Genomic DNA, 22,652 nt, shown 5'->3' on the forward strand with positions numbered 1-22,652 from the left:
TGCCGGCTTTTCTCCATAGTCCCAAGAAGCAGGGGGTGTTAGGCTGCCCGTTGTTACACGTTGGGGATGGAGATGTTTCACGATTTGCAGGAATTGCTGGGCGCGTACCTGATGCCGGTGTTGATCGCAATACCGCTGGCCATCATCGTGCTCATCGCGGCCTTCAAGCGTGACGACTACCGGCCGACACGCGAGTACACGCCGCCGCCGCGGCCGCCGGGTGCCACGCCACGCGCCACCGCGCCGGTGGTGCTGCCCCCGCTGCCGGGCTCCGGCAGCACGGGCCCGTCCATGGCCAGCGCCTTTGTCACCGCGCCGACCCCGATGCAGCCGCCCGCCGCCGCACCTGTGGTGCCGGAGGGCCCGCCGACCGTGCTGGTGGCCGATGACTCGGCCGTGGTGCGCACCAAGCTCAAGCGCCTGCTCGAAGGCGCGGGCTTTACCGTCGTCCACGTGAACGACGGCAACGAAGCCCTGGCCCAGCTCGAAGAAAAGCCCGAGATCGCCGTGCTGATCACCGACCTGGAAATGCCCAACAAGGACGGTTTCGAGTTGATCGCCGATGTGCACGGCAGCCTGGTCACCGAAGACCTGCCCGTGATCGCCATCACCGGCCACGATGAACTGCACGGCCGCGTGGGCCAGATCGAAGGCGTCTACGGCATCTTCAAGAAGCCGTGGAACGACCGCGAACTGCTCAAGCGCGTGGAGTCGCTGGCGCACCTGCGGCGCTCGGCATCGCGCCGCGGCCGGCGTGCCAGCGACCTGCGCGCTGGGCCGGTCGCCTGACGGTCAAGGCCGAGCCGGCCCTCTCAAGCCGGCTTGAAGCGCCAGCTCATGCGGATCTCGGCCTGACCGGTGCCCGCCGGCAGCACGGCCTGGTCCTGCCCTGAGGCGCTCAAGCGCAGCAGGCGCCCGGCGACCCAGTCGCTGGCTTCCCACCAACGCAGCTCGATGAGGCCCTCGCGGCGCTGGCCTGGGCGGTTGCTTTCCTCGCGGGTCGTCAGGCCCATCACGGCGCGCGGCACCAGGTTCAGCGACGCCCAGACGCGGCCATTGCGGGTGTCCAGCACGGCCATCAGCGACGGGCACCATTGGTCGTCGCGCCGGCTGTCCTGGCCGACGGCGGTCTCGCGGGTCTGCACGACGGCGTAGGTGTCGTTGTAGCTGCCCTTCACCCGCTCGTCGATGCGGCCGGCCAGCTGCAGATCGCAGACCGGCATGCCGTTGAAGACGAGATAGGGCGTGGGCAGCGAAGGGTCTGCCGGGCCGTCGTCACCACCCCCGGCGCGGCGGCGGGCATCCGCCTGGCAGGCCTCGCGTGCCCGGCCCGCAGGCTGGCGCTCGCACGCGGCGGCAGCCTCGCCGTAGGACTTGAGGCGGGCCTGCGTGGCCGGATCGATCGGGCGCCGGTTGCTGCCTGCGCCGCCTGCCATGCCGGCCGTGGCGAGGGCTGAGGCTTCACGCATCAGGCAGGCGCTGTCCTGCCCACAGCGGGCCTGCAAGGCTTGGGCTTGGGCCTGCATGGCCGCCACGTCCGGCATGGCGGCTGGCGTCGCGCCGCGAGCAGCAGCGGTCTGGCGCTGGGCGTCGGCAAGCTGGCGGCGGGCGTCGTCCGGGTCCAGCGGGTTGTAGGGCACAGGCGAGCCGTTGCTCTCCATCAGGGCGCTGAACTGCCAGCGCTGGCTGAGGCTCTGCTCGCCGCGCTCGATGCCATGCTGCACCGGCCCCTGGCGCTTGAGCTCGATGTCGAGCACCAGGCGGCGTTGCTGCGGCTTGTCCGTCTGGGCCTGGGTCAGGTCGGTGAGCAGGCTGCAGGCGACGAGGGCGCCGACGACCGTGAGGCCGTGACGCAAGAAGAGGGCGGGGCGGTGGGACATGACAACACAGACCGGTGGGAGCAAGGCCGTCATGGTCCTCCTGCGACCCTGTTGGCGCATCGCCCAGTGGAGCCATGGTCCTTCGCGCCCAGCCGTGGCTCCCCGCGGCCTGACATGGCTCTGGCCAGCATGCAAGCCGGCGCAAGCATGCACCCGCGTCACCCTCGGTTACTGGACCGGCCGGGGCCGCCGCGCCGATGATCGCTATCCGACAGATCACGTGGAGCTTGACCGCATGGCGCACCTGGAACCGCTGGACCCGCAATCGCTGGAGGTGAAGATTTCGGAGCTGCTCGTGGCCACCGCCGACGGGCATGACCCGGACCTGGACCGGGCCATCAGCGAGGTGCTGCAGCTGCTGCGGCGGCAGTTGCGCATGGACGTGGTGTTCGTGTCGGAATTCGTCGAGGGTGAGCGCGTGTTCCGCTTCATGCGGGGCGGCGAGGTGCTGGGTCTGCACGAGGGTGACTCGGCACCGCTGGAGAGCAGCTATTGCCATCAGGTCGTCACCGGCCGCATGCCGGAGCTGGTGACCAACGCGGCCGATCTCGTGGCGCGCGGCGAGCTGCCCGACACGGGCCTGCCGATCGGGGCTCACCTGAGCACGCCGGTGGTGCTGCCGGACGGGCGGGTCTATGGCACCGTGTGCTGTTTCAGCACGGCGGCCAAGCCTGAACTTCAGCTCAGCGACCTGGCCTGCCTGCGCCAGTGTGCGCGGCTGGTGGCCCGCAAGGTGGAGGTGGCGGCCCATGCCGGCTTCGCCCCGACCGAGCCGGCGCCCTTCCCGGAGATCACCGGCCAGGGCTGACGCCCCAGGCGCGCGGGCTGATCACGGCCGCCGCCAGCGCCAGGCTGAAGGACATCAACAGCACCGGCAGCACCTGACGGGTGGTGGGGTCGAACAGCAGCCCGGCCAGGCCGAGCGCGGCGCTGCTGGTCAGGGCATCGCTGAGCTGAAGGGCCGAGGTGTTGGCGCCCTGCTCGTAGGGCGGCGAGAGCTTGAGCAGCAGCACCGACAGCATCGGAAAGGACAGCCCGATGCCCAGGCCCACGCCGATCCAGCCGCACAGCGCCGTCCACGAGGGCAGGGCCGGCAACCACAGTGGCAGCATCACGCCCGCCAGGCCGGCCGCAGCCAGCGCGAAGCCACTGGGCAACAGCCGCCGCCGGGTGGTTTCAGCCTGCACGCGGGCCTGCACCGCGCTGCCGAGGCTCCAGGTGACGGCGCCAGCACTTAGCGCGATGCCGGCATGGGCCAGGGACCATTGGAAATGGCCGGTCAGCAGCAGCGGCAAGAAGGCCTCGGCACTGGCAAACGCCGCGGCGATGAGGCCGCGCAGCAGCACCACCGACGGCAGGCCACGGGCCGCCGCCAGCGTGCCCGCGGGCAGCAGGCGTCGCGCGGCCACCGCCACCATCACCAGCCCCGCGGCGAACAGGCCCGCGGCCCGCAGGCCGGGCTGCTGGCTGGCCGCATGCAGGGCGAGCGCACCCATGCTGGCCAGCAGCGCCCACCGCATCGCGCCCCAGCGCAGCGCCTCACCGGTGCCGTCGCCCGCGCGGCGCAGCGCCGGCAGCATCAGCGCCGCCGCCACGGGCACCGCTGCAGCCACGGCCAGGAACACCGACCGCCAGCCGAGCCAGGTCACCAGGCCCGAGGCCAGTGCCGGGCCGAGCAGCCCCGGCAGCACCCAGGCCCCGGCGAAGAGGGCGAAGAGGCGCGGGTGCAGAGGAGCCGGCACGACCTTGGCCACCCCCACATAAAGCGCCACGCTCAGCACCCCGCCGCCCAGGCCCTGAAGCGCCCGGCCCAGGACGAGCCATCCCATCGACGGCGCGAACCCCGCCAGCAGCAATCCGGCCAGAAAGGCCAGCAGGCCGGCCAACGAGGCCTGGTAGGGCCCCCGCTTGTCGCAGAGCTGCCCGGCCGCGGTCATGCCGAGCACGGCGGTGGCCAGCGTGGCGCCGAAGGCCAGGGCATACAGCGACAAGCCGTCCAGCGCGGCTGCGACGGCCGGCATCGCGGTAGCGACTGCAATGGCCTCGAAGGCCAGCATCGAGATCAGGGCCACCGCACCCAGGCAGGCGGCGCGTCGGCCGGGTGCGAAGAGGGCGTCGTTGGCGGGCGAGGAGGCGGGTTCGGCAGCGTTGGCGATGGGCATGGAACGTAGCGTAGAAGTTCAAGCCGGCTTCAAGTCAAGCCCGTCACGCGGGCAAGTGCAGGCGGGCGCGCGACAATTGCGGCATGTCCCTGAGCATCCTGCATTGCGCGTCAGCCGGCTTCGAATCGGCCTGCCGCATCCCTGCCCTGCCCGCCCACCACCGCAGCCATGGGCTGCATGGGCACAGCTACTTCGCCACGGTGCGCTCGGCGTTGCCGAGCGGCTGGGCGGCGTCCGTCGGCAGTTTCGCAGGGGGCGAGGTGGCAGCGCTGCGCGAGCGCATGGGCCGCACCGTCGCGCCGCTGGACCATGCCCTGCTGAACGACCACCTCAGCGAGCCCACCGATGAAAACCTCGCCCGCTGGGTGCGCCGGCATCTGGCGGCCGATGTGCCGGGCATCGTGCAGGTGGGTGTGCAGAGCACCACGCACAGCGGTGTGGACCTGGACGGCGCCGGCCAGGCCCATGTGTGGCGGCGCTACCGCTTCCAGGCGGCGCACCAGCTGCCCAACGTGCCCGCCGGCCACCAGTGCGGTCGCATGCATGGTCATGGCTTCGAGGTCATCCTGCATGCCAATGCCGATCTGGGCGAGCGTGATCTCGCCATCGACTACGACCATCTCGACGAGGTCTGGGCGCCGCTGCATTTCGAGCTGAACTACCGCTGCCTGAACGACATCCCGGGCCTGGCCAACCCCACCAGCGAGAACATCTCCGCCTGGCTGTGGCAGCGCCTGAAGCCGGTGCTGCCCGAGCTGAGCTGGGTGACGGTCTATGAAACCGGCTCCAGCGGCGCCAACTTCAACGGCCAAAGCTATCGCATCTGGAAGGAGATGACGCTGGACAGCGCCGTTCGCATGCAGCAGGCGCCGGCCGGGCATGCGCTGGCCGGCATCCACGGCCACACCTTCACGCTGCGCCTTCACCTGGCGGCGCCGCTCGACCAGGTCATGGGCTGGACCGTGGACTTCGGCGATGTGAAGCAGCTGTTCAACCCGATCTTCAAGCGGTTGGACCACCACCCGCTCTACGAGATCGCCGACCTGCCCGATGGCGATGCCGCCAGCGTCGCGGCCTGGGTGCTGCGCGAGGGCGGCGCGGTGCTGCCGCAGATCGACCGCGTGGACCTGTACGAAACCCGCGGCTGCGGCGCCATCGTGAGCCGCGCCGATTCCGAGGAGCTGATTCCGGTATGACACGCCAAGTGAACCCGCCCCCGGCTCACCAGACGGCCGACAGGTGCACGGATGTATAGCGTCAAGGAACTCTTCTTCACGCTGCAGGGCGAAGGCGCCCAGGCGGGCCGCGCGGCCGTGTTCTGCCGCTTTGCCGGCTGCAACCTCTGGAGCGGCCGGGAGCAGGACCGGGCGACGGCCGTCTGTACCTTCTGCGACACGGATTTCGTCGGCACCGATGGCCAGGGCGGTGGCAAGTTCGCAACCGCCGAGGCCTTGGCCGACACGATCGCCCAGGCTTGGCCGCACGCCGCCGACGGCAGCCTGCCCGGCAAACCTTATGTGGTGTGCACGGGCGGCGAGCCGCTGCTGCAGCTGGATGCACCGCTGATCGACGCGCTGCATGCGCGCGGCTTCGAGGTCGCGGTCGAGACCAACGGCACGCAGCCGGCGCCACCCGGGCTGGACTGGATCTGCGTCAGCCCCAAGGCCGACGCGCCGCTGGTGCTGACGGCCGGCCATGAGCTCAAGCTCGTGTACCCGCAGCCCCTGGCACAGCCAGAACGGTTTGCCGGCCTGGACTTCCAGCATTTCTTCCTGCAGCCGATGGACTCGGTGCTGCAGCGCGAGCACACCCGCGCCGCGGTGGACTACTGCATGAAGCATCCGCAGTGGCGGCTGTCGGTGCAGATGCACAAGGTCGTGGGCATCGACTAAGGCATCGACTGAGCGGCTGAAAAGACAAAAGGGCTGGTGAGACCCAGCCCTTTCGCCCTGCGAGTGTTGGAGGGTGTCAGCCGCGGCGACGGCGCGCCACGAAACCCACCAGGCCCAGGCCAGCGGCCATGAAGGCCAGCGTGCTCGGCTCAGGCACGGGCGCTGCAATGCCGCCGAAGCTCACCTCGCCGATGGCGTTCTGGCCGTCGCCTGCGATGGCCTGCACGCGGATGTAGGTGTAGGCCAGTGCCGAGGGCGCGAAGCTGATCGGCATGGTGACCTGGCCGAAGCTCACGTTGGCCGATGACGGCTGGTCGACCAGGCCGGTCACGGTGAACAACTGCGTGAACGTGACGCCATCGGTCGACGCCGAGAAGCGGTAGACGTCGTTCCAGTCTGCCGTGATGACGGCCGAGGACAGGAAATAGGCCTGATCCAGCTTGAAGGTGAGGGTCTCGGTGTTGCCCGTCCACCAGGCCGACGTGGTCTGCCAGGGCGTGCCGTTGGCGGGCACCACGCCGTCGGCCGCGGCGGCAGCGTTCGTGACGCCTGCCGTGCTGCTTTGGACCGACACGATGGGCACGGCGTGGGCCGCCGCCATCAGGCCGACCAGGGTCGTGGTGGCGAACGTCTTGGACAGGATCGACATCGGAACTACCTCAGGCAGGGCTCAGGGTGCGGATATTGCGATGTTTCCTGGGACAGCACGGTGACACACCCCGCAAATGAGGGGGTGGGAGAGCCGCAACCGATGGCCACGAGAGATGGCCACGAAAAAGGAGGCCGAAGCCTCCTTGTCGTGGGTTGCGGTGACCGCGCTCAGAAGCGGTAACCGACGCCGAACTTGATGGACACCGGGTCCAGCGTGGTTTCGATGGTCTGGCCGGTGGACAGGCTGCCGGTGGTCTTGATGAAGGTCTTGGTGACCGACAGGCTGGCAGACCAGTCCTTGGTGACGTTGAACGCGCCGCCGAGTTCCAGCGTGGTGCCGAAGCGGCTCTTCATCGACAGGGTGGTCGGGTTGCTGGGCGTGCCGCCGGTGATGCCCGACAACGTCGCGGTCGCCTTGGGGCGGTAGAAGTAGCCGTAGGTGACGCCGGCACCGACGAAGGGACGGAAGGTGCTGTCGGCCTGGCCGAAACGGTATTGGGCCAGCAGCGTGGCCGGCAGCGACTTGACCGTGCCCAGCTTGCCGACGCCGTCAATCGCACCCGCACCGATGATGTCGTGCTTGAACGGCGCAGAAATCGGCAGATCGATGCTGATGTTGTCGGTCCAGTAGTAGGTGATGCCACCGACGAAGGACGTGGCCTTCTTCACATCGATCTTGGTGCCGGCCAGGCTGGGCGCCGTCAGGTCACCGCTCTCGACGTGCGGGCTGATCTGGGCCGCGCCGCCGTAGACGACGATGCTGCCGGCGGACTGGGCCAGGGCGCTGCCGCTGGCGAAAATGGCGGCACAGGTGGCAACGGCCCCGAGGAGGAACTTGGATTTCATGGGTTGTCTCCGAGAGATGCGGGCCGCGGCTTACAGCCAACCCTTGGTGGCCAGGGACTTGGCGATCAGCTGCTGGGTGAGCTGGTGGCCGTAGGGCGTCGGGTGGAAGCTGTCGGCAAAGCCGTAGCTCTTCCACCAGTCGGCGCCGCCGCTCACGCCGGTCGGCGGCGCGGCGGACAGGGCCGTGGCCGTGCAGGTCGGGAAGGTGTAGGTCGGCAGGCCATCGCTGCCCACGCCGGTGATCGGGCAGGCCGGGGTCTTGACGTTGGTCAGGCCGAACTGGGCCGGCGTGGCGACCTGGTCCTGGAAGCCCTTGTAGAAGTCCACGACCACGACGCCGTCATTGCCACTGAACTTGGACGCGAGCTGGGTATTGAACGCCGTGATCCAGCCCTGGAACAGCGCCTGCGACTGCGCACGGGCCGTGGCACCGGCCGTGCCGCCGCCGCTGGCTGCGGCCACGCTGTCCAGCACGGTCTGGAAGCGGGGCGTGAAGGTGATGTCGGGCATGTTCAGGACCACGACGCGCGTGGCGCCTTTGTCCAGCACGCTGGCCTTGATGGAGGCGGCGAACTTGTCGGCCAGGGCCGACATATAGGTCGCGCCAATCTGGGCGGTGGTGGACGCGCCGCCTTGCAGCGCGGTGCCGATCTGGGTGGGCGTCAGCAGCGTGCCGAGCAGGGCCGAGTAGGCCTTGGCGCTGTCGCGCGGGATGGTCAGGTAGGCGCCGACCAGGTCGGCGGCGTCATTGCCACCACCGTCAATGATGACCAAGTCGCTGGAGGTGTAGGCGCCGACCGAGGCGTAGGTCGCCATCTGCACGCCGATGTTCAGCGGGTTGGCCGCGCTGGCGCCAGCGCCGGTGTAGGTGATGCGACCGCCGCCGATGGCGAAGTTGGTGCAGCCCGTCTTGGCGGTGTTGGGCGCGAAGGTCGTGCCGGTGAAGGTGAAGAAGTTGCACAGCGTCTGGCCGTAGTTGGCCGCGATGCGCTCGACGTAGATCAGGCTGTCCGTGCCTTGCACGGTGAACTTGTAGCCGAAGGTGCCGCTGTCCTGGAGGCTGTCGCCGAAGACCTTGACGGACGTGATCTTGACGGCCGGCGTCGTGTCGGCCGTGGCGCCACCACCGCAACCGGCCACCAGCAGGCTGCCCAACAGCGCCACCGACGCAGCGGCGATCCGGGTGAGGAAGGGTTTCATCGTTGTCTCCTAGGCGACGGAACAACTCGGTCGCATCAATTTCAGGGAGCGCAACTCTAGCCGCTGCGTTTTCGAACGGTCGTTCGTTTTTCCCCTGATTCAACGTAAAGAAACAACGCTGAAAGCCACCGGAAGGTGTCGCCAACCTGTGCGCGCACGGCCTTGGGGCAGGCCCGCACAAGCCTGTGGATGAATCTGGGACAACCACCGAGATATCCACAGGGTTCGGCCCTCTGGCGGAGTTGTGCCCAATCGCGGCGTCAACCGTCCCGGGGGTGGCGCACAGGCTTCTTCTGCAATCAAGCCTTTGATACGACAGCATTTTTTCGGCTTGTCCACAGCGCGAGCGGCCCTCTACTACGACCACCACCTTTAAATCTTCAACTCTGTTTGGAATACGTTGGACACTTTCCACATGGATATCTCTGCGCTGCAGCGCCGCTTGCGCCAGTTCGCCGCCGACCGCGACTGGCAGCCTTACCAGACGCCCAAGAACCTCGCCATGGCCATGACGGTGGAAGCCGCCGAGCTGCTGGAGATCTTTCAGTGGCTCACGCCCGAGGAGTCGCAACAGCTGAGCGATGCCCAGCGCCTGCATCTCGGCGAAGAGCTGTCGGATGTGCTGCTGTATCTGCTGCAGATCGCCGACCACACCGGCGTAGACCTTGAAACGGCGGTGGAGCGCAAGCTCCAGCTCAACGCCGTCAAGCACCCGCCCAGGTCTTGACGATGGAAACCATTGCGGTCGTCGACTTCGAGACCACCGGCCTCGGGCCCACGAGTGGTGGTCGTGCCACGGAGATCGCCGCGGTGCTGGTGCGTGGTGGCGAAGTGGTCGATGCCTGGAGCAGCCTGATGAACAGCGGCGCGTGGGTGCCGCCGCAGATCCAGGCCTTGACGGGCATCACCAACGCCATGCTCGCCGAGGCGCCCGATGCGGCCGAGGTCATGCGGGAACTTGCGCGTTTCACCGCAGGTTGTCCGCTCGTGGCCCATAACGCGGCTTTTGATCGGGGCTTCTGGCAGGCCGAGATGGCACGCGCCGGTCTGGCACCCGACCCGGCCCACCAGTTCGCCTGCACCGTGCTGCTGTCTCGCCGCCTGTGGCCCGAGGCACCGAGCCACGGGCTGGGGGCGATGACCCGCTTTCATGGCTTGCAGTTGACCGGGCGTGCCCACCGGGCGATGGCCGATGCCCGCGTGACAGCCCAGCTGCTGTTGAAGGTGCAACAAGAGGTGGCCGCGCGCTTCGCGATGGATCTGGGTGACTTCAGCGTGGACCACGCGCTGCTGGCCGAGCTGCAGCGCACGCCGCTGCGGTGGCTGCGCCGTGGCCTGGTGGACCATGTGAAGGCGCGCCAGGCGGGTCAACCGATTTGCTGTTGATCAGCGGACAGCAGAAAAATTTCTGTCAAGACCCGGCGTCGTCGCAATGGGCAAGGACAATCGCGCGCTTTCGTGTTTGCGCCATTGCCCAAGAGTTCCATGTCCGTGATCCAGGTTCGCCCCGCCACCCTGCGCGATGCCAAGGCCATCGCCGAGATCCACGTCGCTGCCAGCCAGGATGCCTACAAGTCCCTGCTGCCGGCCGCCGCGCTGGATGCGATGTCGGTGCAGAAGCGCCAGGCCTTCTGGCGTGAGGCCATCGACCTGTGCGAGCCGCAGGTCATCGTTGCCCACCTCGACAACAAGATCATGGGCTTTGCTGGCTTCGACCGTTCGCGCGACAAGGGCACGCCCGCCACGACCGGCGAGGTCTGGGCCCTGTTTGCCGACCCTGTGCACTGGGACAAGGGCGTGGGCCTGGCGCTGTGGGATGCCACGCGCGACGGCCTGCAGGAAGAAGGCTGCACCAAGGCGACGCTGTGGTGCTACCTGCGCAATGAACGCGCGCTGCGCTTCTTCGAGCTCGCCGGCTTCAAACGTGAACTGGGCAGCGCCCGCACGACCGAGGTCGGCGGCGCCCGCATCGAAGAGATCCGCCTGCACCGCTCGCTGGTCTGACGCTCTCCCGCCCAACCGGATCTCTTCAGTATTGGTCGAACAAAGGTGCAGTATTGCTCTGTGACCCTGTGACCGGGCAGAGGAACCTTGAAGCCGAGCGAGGTTGCTCAGGTGGTCCATGAGAGGCATTGTTGCCTTCTCATTGCCCAAGAATCAAGGGTGGTGGGTGCCTGTGGAGCTTGTGGGCTAGGCTGGAGTCCTGTGGGCAACCCGCAGGGTTGTCCATAGGAAGCAGCCGGTCTCCGTAGCGAAGCGAAGGAGAAGTCCACAAATCCATAGGCTGGCTGTTCGGCTGCCTTCCCGGCCTCTTCCCCTTGGTTGTAGAGGCGTCTGGTGTGGCCTCGTTCCCCCAGAACGAGGCGCGCCTCAATCGCTTCGAGGCTTCAACAGTTCGAATGGCTGCACGCCGAGGGCCAGCGCGAGCCGTTCGATGTTGTCCAGCGAGATGTTCCGCGACAACCGCTCGACGTGGGCGACGAAGGTTCGATGCAAGCCGCACTCGAACGCCAACGCCTCCTGAGACCAGCCCCGTTCGTGCCTCAAGGCGACGATGTTCGCCGCCAGCGCCTCTCGTGCGCTGACGTGCTTCTTCGGCTGGTTCGCGGCTCCTGGAGACATCGAGTTTCAGTCTCCCGGCGCGCTGCTTTTGAGTCAGCCGCGTTTAAGTCACAATCCTGGAGCCGATGGCGCGCGCCGACCGTGCCGCGCCCTCAGAGCGCCCCGCTCGTCGATCCAGGAGGAAGCACGCATGTCGAGGAACAAGCTGCTGTTCGTCGCGGTTCTGGCCGCGTCCGTCTACACGTGGCCAGGCGTCGCAGCCGCCGATCTGGCCTCTGGGCTTTCTGCCTACCGGAGTGGTGACTACGCCACAGCGCTGAAGGAGCTGAAGCCGCTGGTCGACACGGGCGATATCGGTGCGACCAATACGCTAGCCGTCATGTACGCCCACGGACGCGGCGTGCCAAAGGACCCGGCGAGGGCTGTCAGCCTCTATCGGATCGCTGCCGAAGCCGGCAACGTGGACGCGCAGTTCAACCTGGCGACCATGTATTCGAGCGGCACCGGCGTCGCCAAGAGCCTGGAGACAGCCGCGATCTGGTTCCGCAAGGCAGCCGACGGCGGCGACGCCACGTCACAGCGCATGCTCGGCGTCATGCACTTCGACGGCCTCGGCGTCGCCAAGGATCGCGCGATCGCCGCCACGTGGTTTCGCAAGGGCGCTGATGGTGGCGATACGGCGGCGCAGCGGCGCCTGGGCGAGATGTACGCCTACGGACAGGGCATCGCGAAGGACGAGGGTGCGGGCGCCATCCAGCTCGGCAAGGCCGCTGCCGGCGGCGACGCCATCGCCCAGTTCGAGTACGGCTGGATGCTGGCCAACGGAATCGGTGTCCCGAAGGACCAGGCGGCTTCGACCGGCTGGTGGCGGAAGTCAGCCGACCAGGGGAACGCTGGCGCCCAGTTCGGCATGGGAACCCTCTACGAGTACGGCACTGGGGTCGGGAAGGACGCGAAGGAGGCCGCACAGTGGTACCGCCTCGCTGCCGATCAGGGGCATGCAACAGCCCAGAACAACCTCGGCACGCTCTACGAGCGAGGACTTGGCGTGCGACAGGACCCGCTGGAAGCTGCCCGTCTCTACGAGCTGTCGGCCCGCCAGGGCGACGGCGACGCGCAGCGCAATCTCGCCCGCCTGTACCGGGATGGCGTCGGCGTGCGAGCGGATGCCGTCGTCGGCTACGCTTGGCTGAACCTCGCGGCGTCGGCAGACGAGCCCAACTCGAACGCATTGGCTGAACGCGAGCAGCTCGCGGCACGCCTCAGCCGGGAACAGATCGTCGAGGGGCAGCGACTCTCGCGCGAGTGGAAGCCGGGCCAGGCACTGGGCAAATCGAGGCTGAAGCCCGTGCCAGTCGCCGAGCTGGCCCCTACCTCTGTGCAGATGACCCAGGCCTCATTCACCGGCCGCTACCCTGCTCGACCCGAGGCTCAGCCCGGGGTCACCGCCTGCAACACCCGGTGCGAGAACAGCACGTGCTACCGCACCTACGACAGCGGCCGGCAGGTCGAGTACCAGGCTCGGCAGAAGTGGAACCCGATCACCAACCGGTTCGACTGGGACGCCGGCACCTGCTGATGTCAGGATGTCAGCAGTCGCCGTACAGCAGACCGTTCCGGTCGGGAAGATCAAGTGCTTCGGACCCTTCGGCCCCAAGTACGAGGTGGGGCCCGCCCTTCGCCAACTGGACGATGGCGACTGGATGGTTGAAATCACGATGGTCGATTCGGGCGAGAAGTCCGAGTACCGCCTGTCGCGGCTCACCAATGATCCGGAGGCATGCTGAGGAACGCGGTGGAGCAGCTACGCCGGGCACCCAACCTCACACCACACCCGCCACCACACCGCACCTTTGGTGAGGTGCTCGACACGCCATCAGCGCTCGGCGAAGCCTTCCGCCGTCCGCATGACCTGCCGGAGTCGCCCTTGCCTCAGCGCTTCCAGTGGCGTGAGGCCACCAAGCGACCCTTTGCCCGAGATGAAGAACCGCCATTTGGTGAAGTTGTCCCAGTCCCCGAGGAGCTTCACGACGGCGATCAGGTCGCGGTGCTCCACCGCGTTGTCAGCGAGGAAGCTGGGGTAGAGCCGCCGGCCGTCCTTGGTCACGAAGAACTGCCCGAGAACGCCACGCAAGCCAGCACGGCTTGCCCTGAACTCGTCCTCGCTCATCAGGCGTTCTGCGGTCTCGTCGCGCGACATGCGCGACATCATGAAGCATGCAGACGCCGATGTCAGCACGGGGTTGCTGTTCTCAATAATGTCAAGCAAATCGGCACCGACCGCGATCAACTGAAAAACGGAAACAGGGATCGCATTTTTCGTTTCGCCGTAACGCCGCAGCCCATCAGCGATCTTCCGTAGCGATCGAAATTCTCCCGGCGTTATAGCTGGGCAGCCTGTCCAATTCCGTCTGTGACCAGCGCCGGTTGGCGCTGAATGACGCAGGGAGTTGATGTGCGAGTCGGACTTGTTCTTCGGTACATGTGGTTCTGGGCGCTGCTGACGGCGGCGGCCATCGGCGGAACTCCGTCATCCGCGCAGGCCCAGGCGGTCAGCACCAGCGAGCGCTATTTCGATTCGGCAGCGGACGCGCAAAACGCTTGCACTGCAGAGCCCGTCAAGTATTACTGCGGCCCTGATGGAAAGCTCTACCAGAGCGCATGCAACACGATCGCAGGTCCACACGGCGCCGGCTTGTCGACGGTCACACGCGTCGAGATGCAAAAGCCGGCGGGCATGGGCGCTTGCTACTACTCGGCCGGGTCGAGCCTCAAGTACACGTACTACGTGTGGAAGGACAGCGGATGCCCTGCGGGGACAACGTTCGTAGGTCCGGGCCCGGACGACTGCCTCAACAGCACGTTCGCCGCGCATTCATCCGACAACCAGAAGGGTTGCGGCGGAGGCGGCGGCAATGGTGACGACGGGACGTGTTCTGCCGAAGGCGGAGAGGCGAGAAAGAGCGAGCACGTCGGCTTCCCGATCAACTCGACGAACGGCAACAAGACTCTGCCGGAGGTCGACATCGTCGGCGGCAATGGAGTGCCGGGACTCACCCGCACCTACAACAGCTTCGAGACTCGGAACCTCGCGAACCTTGGCATCGGCTGGGTACACAACTGGTCGATGCGCCTTGAGCGCACGGGCGACCAGATCGTCGCCCTGCGGCCCGACGGTGCCAAGCAGAAGTTCAACGGCTCTGGGGGCATTGGCTTCTGGACGGCTGAAGCTGACAGCAAGCTGAGACTGGAAGAGAAGGAAACGAGCTACGAACTGGCACTGCAGAGCGGCACCGTCGAGGTCTACGACAAGTTCGGCCTGCTGACAGCCGTACGCGATGCCAGGGGCCTGGTCACCACGGTTGATCAGTCCGTGGGCATCCTGACTCAGGTCGTCGGGCCGTTCGGGCACAAACTGACTTTCACGTACTCCGGCAACACGGTGTCGGTGACGGATGCCGCCGGCCAGACGGTTACCTTCACTGTCACCTACTCGAACCTGCGCTCTGCTGCCTATCCGGATGGGTCGAGCCGTCAGTACCTGTACGAAGACTTCTACTTCCTGCACGGGCTCACGGGCATTGTGGATGGCACTGGAACGCGAGTCGCGACCTATACGTACGACATCGCAAACCTCGTTGCCATCGGCACCACCAGGGCCGGCGGCATGGGCGCCACGACCCTGTCGTTCAGCATGGGTGGCCTCGTCGCGCAGATCACGGATTCCTTCGGCCGAATCGTCACCAAGGTGCGCGAACGCCTCTTCGGCCTGAACAAGACCACCTCGATCACCAACAACGTGGACGGCAAGACCGTCGGGAAGTCCTACGATAGTGCAGGCAACCTCGCCAGCGTGACGAACGAGGAAGGCCAGACGACGACCTACGTTTACGACGCGGCGAACCGCCTCGTTTCCGTGACAAGGGCGACCGGGACGGCCATCGCGCAGACGACCGCCACCTCCTACGCCGACACCTTCTTCTCGATTCGCCAGGCGATCGCGGAACCAAGCGTGTATCCCGGCCAGACGAAGACGACAATCTACGGCTACGCCGACACGCGGTACCCACTGCTCCCGACGAGCATCACGGTCAGCGGCTTCACGCCGGCAGGCGTCGCGGTCGGCCGAAGGGTCTCCATGACCTACGACGCCACCGGACAGCTCGCCGGCCTCGACGGCCCACGAACCGACGTGGCGGATACCGTGAGCTTCGAGCGCTGGCAGTGCACGACCGGTGGTGCTTGCGGCCAGTTGCGCAGGATCACGAACGCGGTCGGGCAGATCACGACCTTCGACAACTATGACGGTGCCGGACGGCTGACGCAGAAGATGGCGGCCGATGGCGTCGTCACCATCTACAGCTACTCGCCCCGGGGCAACCTCGCCAGCGTCACAGAAACCGGCGGCGGATTGAGTCGCACCACCAGTTTCACGTACGACCTCGCGAACCGGCTTGCTACGGCGAGCATGCCCAGCGGCCAAGTCCTGACCTATGCCTACGACGGTGCTGACCAGTTGCTCAGCGTCACGGACCAGTCGGGCAACCAAGTCTTCTTCACCTATGACACGCGCCGCAATCGAACCTCGCAGACGGTCAAGGACGGCTCCGGCGCCGTAGCTTCTGCGGTAACGATGGTCTACAACGAGCGCAGCTATTTGGCCTCCATCACTTCTGCAGGCTCGACGACCAGCCTCGGGACGGACGCGCTCGGCAACGTGCTGCAAGTTCAGGACGGACGCGGGAACACGACGACGAACCAATTCGACGCCCTCAATAGGCTTTGGCGGACGGTCAACGCGGCCAATGGCAGCACGACTGCGGGTTTCACGCCAGCCGGTGACATCGCACAACTGCTCACGCCCAACGGCGCGGCCTTCGGGTTCGAGATCGACGATCTCGGCAACGCACTGAAGGAACACAGTCCCGACCGAGGCACCGTGGCCATGGGGTATGACGGGGCCGGCAATTTGACGAGTCGGACCGATGCGCGGGGAGTGTTGACAAGCTACGCATACGATGCTCTCAACCGGGTCACCGGCATCTCCTACCCATCCGGCGCCGAGAACGCCTCCTACGCGTACGACTCCTGCGGCGCCGGCCGCCTTTGCCAGGTGTCGGATGCAAGCGGCACCAGAAGCTTCACCTACGATGGTCTCGGCCGCGTAAGCAGCGAGACTTGGCTCGCCTCGGCGGCGCTGGGGGGCCACAGCTTCACGACCAGCTACACGTGGACCCCGTTCGATCGCCCGGCAACGGTCACGGCACCATCGGGCCGGCAAGTGGCCTACAGCTACGACGCCAACGGCCGGGTCACCAGCGTGTCGTCGGGTGGCCAGAACATCGTCTCGGGCCGTTCCTATCGGGCCGACGGCCTCCCGACGAGCCAGACCTTTGGGAACGGTGTGGTCGAAAGCCGGGCCTACGACACTGCGGGCCACTTGCTCACATGGACCATTGGCTCGATCGAGACGCGGACGTACACCTACGACGGCGCAGGCAATGTCGCGACGATCAGCCACGGCGGCACGACGCGGAACTACGGGTATGACGCCCTTGATCGCCTCGTCAGCGAGCCAGGCCAGGCCTTCGGCTGGGACGGCAATGGCAATCGGCTGAGCGACGCCTCAGGGAGCTACAACTACCTGGCCAACAGCAATCGGATGTCGGCGAGCCCGGCCGGCACGATCGTGCTCGATGCCGCCGGCAACACGACGACGATCGGCAATCGGTCGTTCTCGTACAGCGAAGCGGGGAAGTTGGTTCAGGCTTCGGTGGGTAGTACGCATGTGGGGTCGTACATCTTTCGCTCGGACGCCCTGAGGGCGGCGAAGACAACAACCGCTGGAACGACACTGTTCCACTGGACGTTGGACGGACGACTTCTGGAGGAGAGCACTACTGGAGGGATGCCACTACAGAGCTACGTCTGGGCCGACAGTGCGCCAGTTGCTCGGTGGTCAGGTGGCGGCCCGGTCGTACCGGTCTACCTGCACAGCGACCATCTTGCGACTCCCCGGATTGCAACCGCGTCTGGCGGGGTTCCCGTTTGGGTGTGGGACGGAAACTCTTTCGGATCAGGGCTTCCGACCGGTTCAACGGTCGTCAATCTTCGCTTCCCCGGGCAGTATTACGACGAAGAAACCGGTCTCTTTCAAAACTGGCACCGAACATTCGACCCTCACTCCGGGAACTACATACAAAGTGATCAGACAGGTCTGGATGGCGGCATCAACACTTACGGCTACGCCCTTTCCAACCCACTGAAGTTCGTGGACCCTGCCGGACTGAGGCCATGGGATTGGAACGGAAAGGGCGACACGAGCATCTGCGTCTACTACGACCGCCGAGCTTGCCAGACCACTGGTGATTTGAGTAACTACTACAGATCAGCTGCCCAAATTTGCAGAGGAGAACGAACGGACGTTAATTCCGTAATGGCAACTGGCATTGCCAACGCGTGGCTTTGGGGCAGAACGTCGGCCTCTGAGGCGGATGTGTACAACCAGGTTCGACTAGGGCTGATCTCAGGCGATCAAGTGGCAACGGCCGGATTCGGTTCTAACGGCGTGACCGGGAACATGATTGATGCATATCACGACCGAGTATTCAATAGCGTCGGAGTCGGCGCAGGTTTCTATGGAGGGAACTTGTGGCCGCAGGGCATTGCCCCGAACCCTGTGCCGTTCGATGCATCAGGGAAATCACGCTTTGATCTACGCCGCTTCTTGCCACAAGCAGACTCCAGCCAAGCGTGCGGCTGCGCCAGCCAGCAATAGTTAGGAGAAAGTAGCGTATGCAACGTCCGTTCCTTAGCACCTATTTGAAGCTTGCATTTTCAGTGCCGCCAATACTGGTCTACATACTTCTTGTTTATATAGCGTCCCACTCGACCGACGATGCGACAGCCATTGGCATTGTCAGGCACATTGTTCTTGCGGCGGGGTTGGTTCCCCTCTGCGCGTGGCTCGTTGCAATTCATCTGGCAAAGAAGGCGACCGTCGCAAAGCTCCTCGCAGGCGCGATCGGAATAACCGTCTTGCACTGGGCTGTTCTGGCGGTATCCTCGCACCACGATGGATTGCTGTACTGGAGCTTCCAGGCCATCGAGATTGGCGCGCTATTTCAATTGATCCGTGTTTCCTCGCGTCAACCTAGGTGCAGTGAGCCTACGTGAAACTCTCGCCCTCTGAGATCGCAGAGATTCAGCAGCGATATTCGTACTTGACCAACTATGACGAAGATCGCGCCCCAGATTCTCCGATCGACCCACTGACGTACGTCGACTCGAACCGCGATTCGTTGCTGCACATCGCCGTGCAGAACAACGACTTGCGAACTGTCGCGCTATTGCTCCGCGCTGAAGCGCCGGTCAATGAACCCGGCGACCTTGGAAACACGCCGCTCCACTACGCGTCATCAAAGGAAATGGTCGATCTCTTGATTGGCGCCGGTGCTGCGACTGATGTCAAGAACGAGTTCGGAAAGCTGTCACTCGACCGATAGGCTGACCTGCCGGGAAGCCCGATGACCGAGGCGGTGCTCTGGGGCTAGTAGCGCTCCTGCTCGGGATGCAAGTTGGCAGTCAGTATGCACGTCAAGAAGAACGCCTCGCGCGGCAGGTGATGCCACGCGAGGCGCGTGAAGGCTGCGGCGTCGCTCAGGGAGGAAAAGCATCCGCCGTTGATGCAGCGCTCGCGATTATGCGGCCGTGCGCCAGGCCCAACTTCTGACGGGCCCTCGTGGCGCCTGGTCAGTTGTCCCTCTTGGGCATTTGATTGCTCGCATGTCCGTCGCCGGTTGATCTCTGGTGGATTTCGGTACGACCCTTCGCGCCACAATGTGCGCGAAGGGGAGACGAAGAACCATGAAGGTCGTCCAGCTCAGCATCACGAACTTCCGCAGCATCAAGTCTGCGGACCTCCAGTTCGACGGCCACACGCTTCTCGTGGGTCCGAACAACGTCGGCAAGAGCACGATCTGCGAGGCGCTCGACCTCGTGCTCGGACCCGACCGAGTCTCGCGGTTCCCACCGGTCGAGGAGTTCGACTTCCACAACGCCAACTACCTTCAGCCACCGGCTGAGGAAGGTGGCGAGCCGACTCCGATCCCGATCCGGATCGCTGTCGTCCTGGTCGACATCAACGCCGAGGTCGAGAACCGTTGCGGCCAGCACCTGGAGTTCTGGAACACCGTTGAACGCCGCGTGCTCGGGCCTGGCGAGGTGGCAGAGGCCAATCCTCCGCTTGTCGTCAGCTGTCTTCGCCTTGAGACCCAGGCCAAGTACAACCCGGAGGAGGACGAGTTCGAGGCGCAAACCTACTTCACCCACAGCCCGAACGCCGAGCCCGATGAACTGGATCGGGTTGGCAAGGACATCAAGCGCCTGTTCGGCTTCCTCTACCTCCGCGCCGTTCGCACCGGGTCTCGGGCCCTCAGTCTGGAGCGAGGCTCCTTGCTGGATGTCATCTTGCGGCTCAGGGGCACCCGAGCCGGGCTGTGGGAGAAGGCCATCGAGCGACTGCGCGGTCTGGACATCGAACAGGACGCCACCCACCTCCAGCCAGTCCTGCAGTCGATCGAGGCCAGGCTCGGCAAGTACATCGCTACCGACGTTCCCGGGCGGACGACGAAGCTGCACGTCTCGCAGCTAACCCGTGAGCACCTGCGCAAGACCATGGCCTTCTTCCTGGCCATCTCGCAGGACCAGCAGCCCGTTCCCTTCCAGCAGGTCGGCACCGGTACCCTGAACGTCCTGGTGCTAGCCTTGCTGTCGTTCATCGCCGAGCTGAAGCCATCCTCGGTCATCTTTGCGATGGAGGAGCCGGAGATCGCTCTTCCGCCGCACACGCAGCGGCGCATCGCCGACTACCTGTTGCACAAGACGACACAGGCATTTGCCACCTCGCACTCCCCGTTCGTCATCGAGCGGTTCGAGCCCGAGCAGACGGTGCTTCTCTCGCGCGGGCAGGACTCCAGCGTGATCGGCAAGCGCGTCTCGGATTCCTCCGGCCTCAAGGGCAACGACTTCCGCAGGTACGCCCGCCGAGGCCTGACCGAGTGCATGCTCGGCAAAGGCGCCATCGTCGTCGAGGGGCTGACCGAGTTCAACGCATTGCCCGTCGTCGCGCGGAAGATGGAAGAAGCCAATGAGGACCTGCAGCCACTGGACATCGCAGGCGTCGCCTTCTTCGATGCCGAGTCCGAGGGTCAGATGCCCAAGTTCGGCAACTTCTTCAAGAGCCTGGGCCTGAAGACCTTCGGCTTCTACGATCTCGCTGCGCGATCGGCGCAGAAGAAGCAGGAACTGATCGACGCGTACGACATCGATTGCGAGCATCAGTACGCAGGATTCGAGGCACTCGTCGCGGCCGAGGTGCCTGTTGATCGACAGTGGGCGTTCCTCGACGATCTGCGCCAGACCGGAGACTGCGGCAACTTCCTCATCCCGGGGGTGCGGCCGGCTGACGATGTGGTGCGCGGATTGGTGATGACTGCGCTCAAGGGTCACAAGGGCGCAGGGTGGGCGGCCAGACTGCTCGATGGATGCGAGGTCCACGAACTGCCCGCCACGGTGATCGGGTTCCTGGCGCCGATCTACGCGGCCTTCCCGAAGCCCGTCGAGGTGGCGGCGATAGCCGAACCTGCCGAGGCTGTGCCTCCAGCTGAGCCCGGTGCCCCAGCCTGAAGGGGTGATCGCTGTGGAAATCTGCGAGCTGCGGCAAAGCCTGCTCGACTGCCAAGGGCACGCCCTGGTGCTCGGCGGTCCGGGCAGCGGCAAGACGACGATCGCGCTGAAGAAGGCCGTGGTCCGGATCAACGCCGGCCTCGACCCCGGGCAGTCCGTGCTGTTTCTCAGCTTCTCAAGGGCGGCCGTCGCGAGGCTGGGCGAAGCGATGAAGCAGGAGGTTCCCAGGGCCCAGCGCAACCAGCTGAGCATGCAGACCTTTCACTCGTTCTTCTGGACGCTGCTGTCGGCCCATGCCTACCTGCTGGGCGCCCCACGGAAGCTGCGTATCTTGCTTCCCCAAGATGAGCAGGTGCAGTGCGGGTCTATCAGGCCGCGCGAGCGGAACGAGCAGAACGCGGACTGGCGAGCGTGGTTGGCCAGGCGCGAGGAGATGTTCCGGCAGGACGGGCGCATCGCCTTCGATTTGTTCGCTCGAAATGCCGAAGCGCTGCTGACCCAGAGCCAACACGTCCGACGGCTCATCACGCAACGCCACCCGCTGATCATCGTCGACGAGGCACAAGACACGGACTCTCATGCCTGGCGGTGTATCGATCTGCTGTCCACCACTGCGCAGATCGTCTGCCTGGCCGATCTCGATCAGCAAATCTTCGACTACCTGCCTGGCATCGGACCGGAGCGTGTAGAAGCCATCCGACAGACTCTCGCGCCGCTGGAAATCGACCTCGGCGGACAGAACCATCGCAGCGGCGGCACCGAGATCGCGACCTTCGGGCAAGACCTCCTCTCAGGGAGGGCCCGAGGCGCACCCTATGCAGGCGTCTCCGCGTTCGGGTACGACCCACGGCGCCGGCCGCAGAAGACGGCATTGAGAATGGCACTTGGCATCCTGCAGCGTGCCATCAGGACTGCCACCGGTCGCTACGGCCGCAATGTCGCGATCCTGACGCACTCGGGTGCATCGGCGGCGAAGATTTCTGCGGCACTCAACACTGAACCCAAGCCCGTGCGACACAAGCTCGCGTTCGACGAGGCCGAGGCGATGCTCACAGCGAGGTTCGCGGCGTTCCTGCTGGAGCCGAAATCCGAGGCCGCGCGTCGTGAAGACATCGCCCTCGGACTTGAACTCCTCGCAACTTCGAAGGCGGCGGCCGGCCTTGCGGCGGCGGCACAGTGGCGGCTGTGGGCCATGCGTGTTCGCGAAGGACGCGAGCCACGCGCCGGGTTCGTTCAGGCGGTGACCAGCGTGATCGATGCGGTGCGCGAGACCCAGTTCACCGGCGACCCCGCGAAGGACTGGTCGTTTGTGAAGCGTCTGCTTCGAGACTCGGGGGATCAGGAACTGCTCGCTGCCGCCAAGAGCCTGGACTACCTGGTCGCCTTCAACCGTGGCCGGCGAATCAGCGCCGGGCTCGGGGCGATCTGGGTACGTGATGGCCGGTACACAGGAGCACGCGAAGCCCTCGACATCGCCTTGGCGCAAGACCAGATACTCGGCGGCGTCGACGACCCACCCGGCGTGCAGGTCATGACCATCCACAAGTCAAAGGGCAAGCAGTTCGACGGCGTGATCGTCATCCGTGAGGGCCGGCACAACGGCCAGCGCCAGGTTTCGTCGTTCGTCTGGTGGGACGACCAGCCGCCGTACTGGCGCAGCAGGAAGATTCTGCGAGTCGGTGTCACCAGGGCCAGGGTTCACACGCTGATCCTGGAGCACGTCTTCCCGGCCTGCCCGATCTTGGCCGGGCACAGCCTGTAGCGACAAAGGA

General features: G+C 65.7%; 21 protein-coding genes. 14 read left to right on the forward strand and 7 right to left on the reverse strand.

Annotation, left to right across the window (positions count from 1 at the left end):
• Window positions 1-72 precede the first annotated feature (72 nt).
• The gene (locus CDO81_RS16990; RefSeq protein WP_158218325.1) at window positions 73-789 is read left to right on the forward strand and encodes a response regulator; all 717 of its coding nucleotides are present in this window, start codon (window positions 73-75) and stop codon (window positions 787-789) included.
• A 23-nt stretch (window positions 790-812) separates the two neighbouring features.
• Here the strand turns inward: CDO81_RS16990 and CDO81_RS16995 are convergent, their stop codons facing one another.
• Window positions 813-1,880, reverse strand: a complete 1,068-nt coding sequence (locus tag CDO81_RS16995) for a hypothetical protein (RefSeq protein WP_088484407.1) — start codon at window positions 1,878-1,880, stop codon at window positions 813-815.
• A gap of 235 nt (window positions 1,881-2,115) precedes the next feature.
• Here CDO81_RS16995 and CDO81_RS17000 point away from each other — a divergent pair, with 235 nt between their 5' ends.
• The gene (locus CDO81_RS17000) at window positions 2,116-2,688 is read left to right on the forward strand and encodes a GAF domain-containing protein (RefSeq protein WP_158218326.1); all 573 of its coding nucleotides are present in this window, start codon (window positions 2,116-2,118) and stop codon (window positions 2,686-2,688) included.
• Here the strand turns inward: CDO81_RS17000 and CDO81_RS17005 are convergent.
• Window positions 2,672-4,042 (reverse strand): MFS transporter, encoded by a 1,371-nt coding sequence (locus CDO81_RS17005; protein ID WP_088484409.1) that lies wholly within the window; start codon window positions 4,040-4,042, stop codon window positions 2,672-2,674. The two genes, CDO81_RS17000 and CDO81_RS17005, sit on opposite strands and share 17 nt — an antisense overlap.
• A gap of 83 nt (window positions 4,043-4,125) precedes the next feature.
• Between CDO81_RS17005 and CDO81_RS17010 the strand changes: the two genes are divergently transcribed.
• Window positions 4,126-5,238 carry a 6-pyruvoyl trahydropterin synthase family protein gene (locus tag CDO81_RS17010; protein ID WP_088484410.1) on the forward strand — a complete coding sequence of 371 codons (1,113 nt, stop codon included), beginning with the start codon at window positions 4,126-4,128 and terminating at the stop codon, window positions 5,236-5,238.
• Window positions 5,239-5,289: 51 nt separating this feature from the next.
• A complete protein-coding gene (gene queE, locus CDO81_RS17015) occupies window positions 5,290-5,934 on the forward strand; it encodes a 7-carboxy-7-deazaguanine synthase (RefSeq protein WP_088484411.1) in 645 nt (214 codons plus the stop codon).
• 76 nt (window positions 5,935-6,010) lie between these two features.
• Here the strand turns inward: queE and CDO81_RS28495 are convergent, their stop codons facing one another.
• From CDO81_RS28495 to CDO81_RS17030, 3 genes are all read right to left on the reverse strand, one after another.
• The gene (locus CDO81_RS28495; RefSeq protein ID WP_088484412.1) at window positions 6,011-6,583 is read right to left on the reverse strand and encodes a PEP-CTERM sorting domain-containing protein; all 573 of its coding nucleotides are present in this window, start codon (window positions 6,581-6,583) and stop codon (window positions 6,011-6,013) included.
• 170 nt (window positions 6,584-6,753) lie between these two features.
• Window positions 6,754-7,431, reverse strand: a complete 678-nt coding sequence (locus tag CDO81_RS17025; RefSeq protein WP_088484413.1) for an OmpW/AlkL family protein — start codon at window positions 7,429-7,431, stop codon at window positions 6,754-6,756.
• Between the two features lie 30 nt (window positions 7,432-7,461).
• Window positions 7,462-8,631 carry an SGNH/GDSL hydrolase family protein gene (locus tag CDO81_RS17030; protein ID WP_088484414.1) on the reverse strand — a complete coding sequence of 390 codons (1,170 nt, stop codon included), beginning with the start codon at window positions 8,629-8,631 and terminating at the stop codon, window positions 7,462-7,464.
• 415 nt (window positions 8,632-9,046) lie between these two features.
• On the opposite strand from CDO81_RS17030, the gene CDO81_RS17035 reads away from it, so the two are divergent.
• The 3 genes from CDO81_RS17035 (at window position 9,047) to CDO81_RS17045 (ending at window position 10,635) form a co-directional block, all read left to right on the forward strand.
• Window positions 9,047-9,358 carry a nucleotide pyrophosphohydrolase gene (locus CDO81_RS17035; RefSeq protein ID WP_088484415.1) on the forward strand — a complete coding sequence of 104 codons (312 nt, stop codon included), beginning with the start codon at window positions 9,047-9,049 and terminating at the stop codon, window positions 9,356-9,358.
• 2 nt (window positions 9,359-9,360) lie between these two features.
• Window positions 9,361-10,017: a 3'-5' exonuclease gene (locus CDO81_RS17040; protein WP_088484416.1), complete on the forward strand. Its 657-nt coding sequence runs from the start codon at window positions 9,361-9,363 to the stop codon at window positions 10,015-10,017.
• A 99-nt stretch (window positions 10,018-10,116) separates the two neighbouring features.
• On the forward strand, window positions 10,117-10,635 hold the full coding sequence (locus CDO81_RS17045) for a GNAT family N-acetyltransferase (protein ID WP_088484471.1): 519 nt from the start codon (window positions 10,117-10,119) through the stop codon (window positions 10,633-10,635).
• A gap of 366 nt (window positions 10,636-11,001) precedes the next feature.
• On the opposite strand, the gene CDO81_RS17050 is transcribed toward CDO81_RS17045, so the two are convergent.
• Window positions 11,002-11,253, reverse strand: a complete 252-nt coding sequence (locus CDO81_RS17050) for a helix-turn-helix domain-containing protein (protein WP_088484472.1) — start codon at window positions 11,251-11,253, stop codon at window positions 11,002-11,004.
• A gap of 130 nt (window positions 11,254-11,383) precedes the next feature.
• On the opposite strand from CDO81_RS17050, the gene CDO81_RS17055 reads away from it, so the two are divergent.
• Both CDO81_RS17055 and CDO81_RS17060 read left to right on the forward strand, forming a co-directional pair.
• The gene (locus tag CDO81_RS17055) at window positions 11,384-12,772 is read left to right on the forward strand and encodes an SEL1-like repeat protein (RefSeq protein ID WP_158218327.1); all 1,389 of its coding nucleotides are present in this window, start codon (window positions 11,384-11,386) and stop codon (window positions 12,770-12,772) included.
• A gap of 7 nt (window positions 12,773-12,779) precedes the next feature.
• The gene (locus tag CDO81_RS17060; protein WP_088484418.1) at window positions 12,780-12,980 is read left to right on the forward strand and encodes a DUF5397 domain-containing protein; all 201 of its coding nucleotides are present in this window, start codon (window positions 12,780-12,782) and stop codon (window positions 12,978-12,980) included.
• Between the two features lie 89 nt (window positions 12,981-13,069).
• Here CDO81_RS17060 and CDO81_RS17065 read toward each other — a convergent pair whose 3' ends face one another.
• Entirely contained in the window at window positions 13,070-13,393 is a 324-nt protein-coding gene (locus CDO81_RS17065) for a hypothetical protein (RefSeq protein WP_158218328.1), read from the reverse strand.
• Window positions 13,394-13,675: 282 nt separating this feature from the next.
• Between CDO81_RS17065 and CDO81_RS17070 the strand changes: the two genes are divergently transcribed.
• From CDO81_RS17070 to CDO81_RS17090, 5 genes are all read left to right on the forward strand, one after another.
• A complete protein-coding gene (locus CDO81_RS17070) occupies window positions 13,676-17,971 on the forward strand; it encodes an RHS repeat-associated core domain-containing protein (protein WP_158218329.1) in 4,296 nt (1,431 codons plus the stop codon).
• A 17-nt stretch (window positions 17,972-17,988) separates the two neighbouring features.
• Window positions 17,989-18,369 (forward strand): hypothetical protein, encoded by a 381-nt coding sequence (locus CDO81_RS17075; RefSeq protein WP_088484421.1) that lies wholly within the window; start codon window positions 17,989-17,991, stop codon window positions 18,367-18,369.
• Window positions 18,366-18,698, forward strand: coding sequence for an ankyrin repeat domain-containing protein (locus tag CDO81_RS17080; protein ID WP_088484422.1), 333 nt, complete (start codon window positions 18,366-18,368; stop codon window positions 18,696-18,698). Before CDO81_RS17075 ends, CDO81_RS17080 begins: the two co-directional genes overlap by 4 nt.
• A gap of 361 nt (window positions 18,699-19,059) precedes the next feature.
• A complete protein-coding gene (locus tag CDO81_RS17085) occupies window positions 19,060-20,880 on the forward strand; it encodes an ATP-dependent nuclease (RefSeq protein ID WP_088484423.1) in 1,821 nt (606 codons plus the stop codon).
• A 4-nt stretch (window positions 20,881-20,884) separates the two neighbouring features.
• A complete protein-coding gene (locus tag CDO81_RS17090; RefSeq protein WP_241517041.1) occupies window positions 20,885-22,642 on the forward strand; it encodes a UvrD-helicase domain-containing protein in 1,758 nt (585 codons plus the stop codon).
• Window positions 22,643-22,652 lie beyond the last annotated feature (10 nt).

It is taken from the genome of Roseateles puraquae, assembly GCF_002205845.1.
GTDB classification, from domain to species: Bacteria; Pseudomonadota; Gammaproteobacteria; order Burkholderiales; family Burkholderiaceae_C; genus Pelomonas; species Pelomonas puraquae.

What these genes read in the sequence shown, in the direction of transcription:
- queE (WP_088484411.1), top strand. Translation starts at nt 5,290, where the DNA reads ATGTATAGCGTCAAGGAACTCTTCTTCACGCTGCAGGGCGAAGGCGCC.
- CDO81_RS17045 (WP_088484471.1), top strand. Translation starts at nt 10,117, where the DNA reads ATGTCCGTGATCCAGGTTCGCCCCGCCACCCTGCGCGATGCCAAGGCC.
- CDO81_RS17030 (WP_088484414.1), bottom strand. Translation starts at nt 8,631, where the DNA reads ATGAAACCCTTCCTCACCCGGATCGCCGCTGCGTCGGTGGCGCTGTTG.
- CDO81_RS17005 (WP_088484409.1), bottom strand. Translation starts at nt 4,042, where the DNA reads ATGCCCATCGCCAACGCTGCCGAACCCGCCTCCTCGCCCGCCAACGAC.
- CDO81_RS17035 (WP_088484415.1), top strand. Translation starts at nt 9,047, where the DNA reads ATGGATATCTCTGCGCTGCAGCGCCGCTTGCGCCAGTTCGCCGCCGAC.
- CDO81_RS17070 (WP_158218329.1), top strand. Translation starts at nt 13,676, where the DNA reads ATGTGGTTCTGGGCGCTGCTGACGGCGGCGGCCATCGGCGGAACTCCG.
- CDO81_RS17025 (WP_088484413.1), bottom strand. Translation starts at nt 7,431, where the DNA reads ATGAAATCCAAGTTCCTCCTCGGGGCCGTTGCCACCTGTGCCGCCATT.
- CDO81_RS16995 (WP_088484407.1), bottom strand. Translation starts at nt 1,880, where the DNA reads ATGTCCCACCGCCCCGCCCTCTTCTTGCGTCACGGCCTCACGGTCGTC.
- CDO81_RS17075 (WP_088484421.1), top strand. Translation starts at nt 17,989, where the DNA reads ATGCAACGTCCGTTCCTTAGCACCTATTTGAAGCTTGCATTTTCAGTG.
- CDO81_RS17085 (WP_088484423.1), top strand. Translation starts at nt 19,060, where the DNA reads ATGAAGGTCGTCCAGCTCAGCATCACGAACTTCCGCAGCATCAAGTCT.
- CDO81_RS17060 (WP_088484418.1), top strand. Translation starts at nt 12,780, where the DNA reads ATGTCAGCAGTCGCCGTACAGCAGACCGTTCCGGTCGGGAAGATCAAG.
- CDO81_RS28495 (WP_088484412.1), bottom strand. Translation starts at nt 6,583, where the DNA reads ATGTCGATCCTGTCCAAGACGTTCGCCACCACGACCCTGGTCGGCCTG.
- CDO81_RS17040 (WP_088484416.1), top strand. Translation starts at nt 9,361, where the DNA reads ATGGAAACCATTGCGGTCGTCGACTTCGAGACCACCGGCCTCGGGCCC.
- CDO81_RS17055 (WP_158218327.1), top strand. Translation starts at nt 11,384, where the DNA reads ATGTCGAGGAACAAGCTGCTGTTCGTCGCGGTTCTGGCCGCGTCCGTC.
- CDO81_RS17050 (WP_088484472.1), bottom strand. Translation starts at nt 11,253, where the DNA reads ATGTCTCCAGGAGCCGCGAACCAGCCGAAGAAGCACGTCAGCGCACGA.
- CDO81_RS16990 (WP_158218325.1), top strand. Translation starts at nt 73, where the DNA reads ATGTTTCACGATTTGCAGGAATTGCTGGGCGCGTACCTGATGCCGGTG.
- CDO81_RS17000 (WP_158218326.1), top strand. Translation starts at nt 2,116, where the DNA reads ATGGCGCACCTGGAACCGCTGGACCCGCAATCGCTGGAGGTGAAGATT.
- CDO81_RS17065 (WP_158218328.1), bottom strand. Translation starts at nt 13,393, where the DNA reads ATGTCGCGCGACGAGACCGCAGAACGCCTGATGAGCGAGGACGAGTTC.
- CDO81_RS17010 (WP_088484410.1), top strand. Translation starts at nt 4,126, where the DNA reads ATGTCCCTGAGCATCCTGCATTGCGCGTCAGCCGGCTTCGAATCGGCC.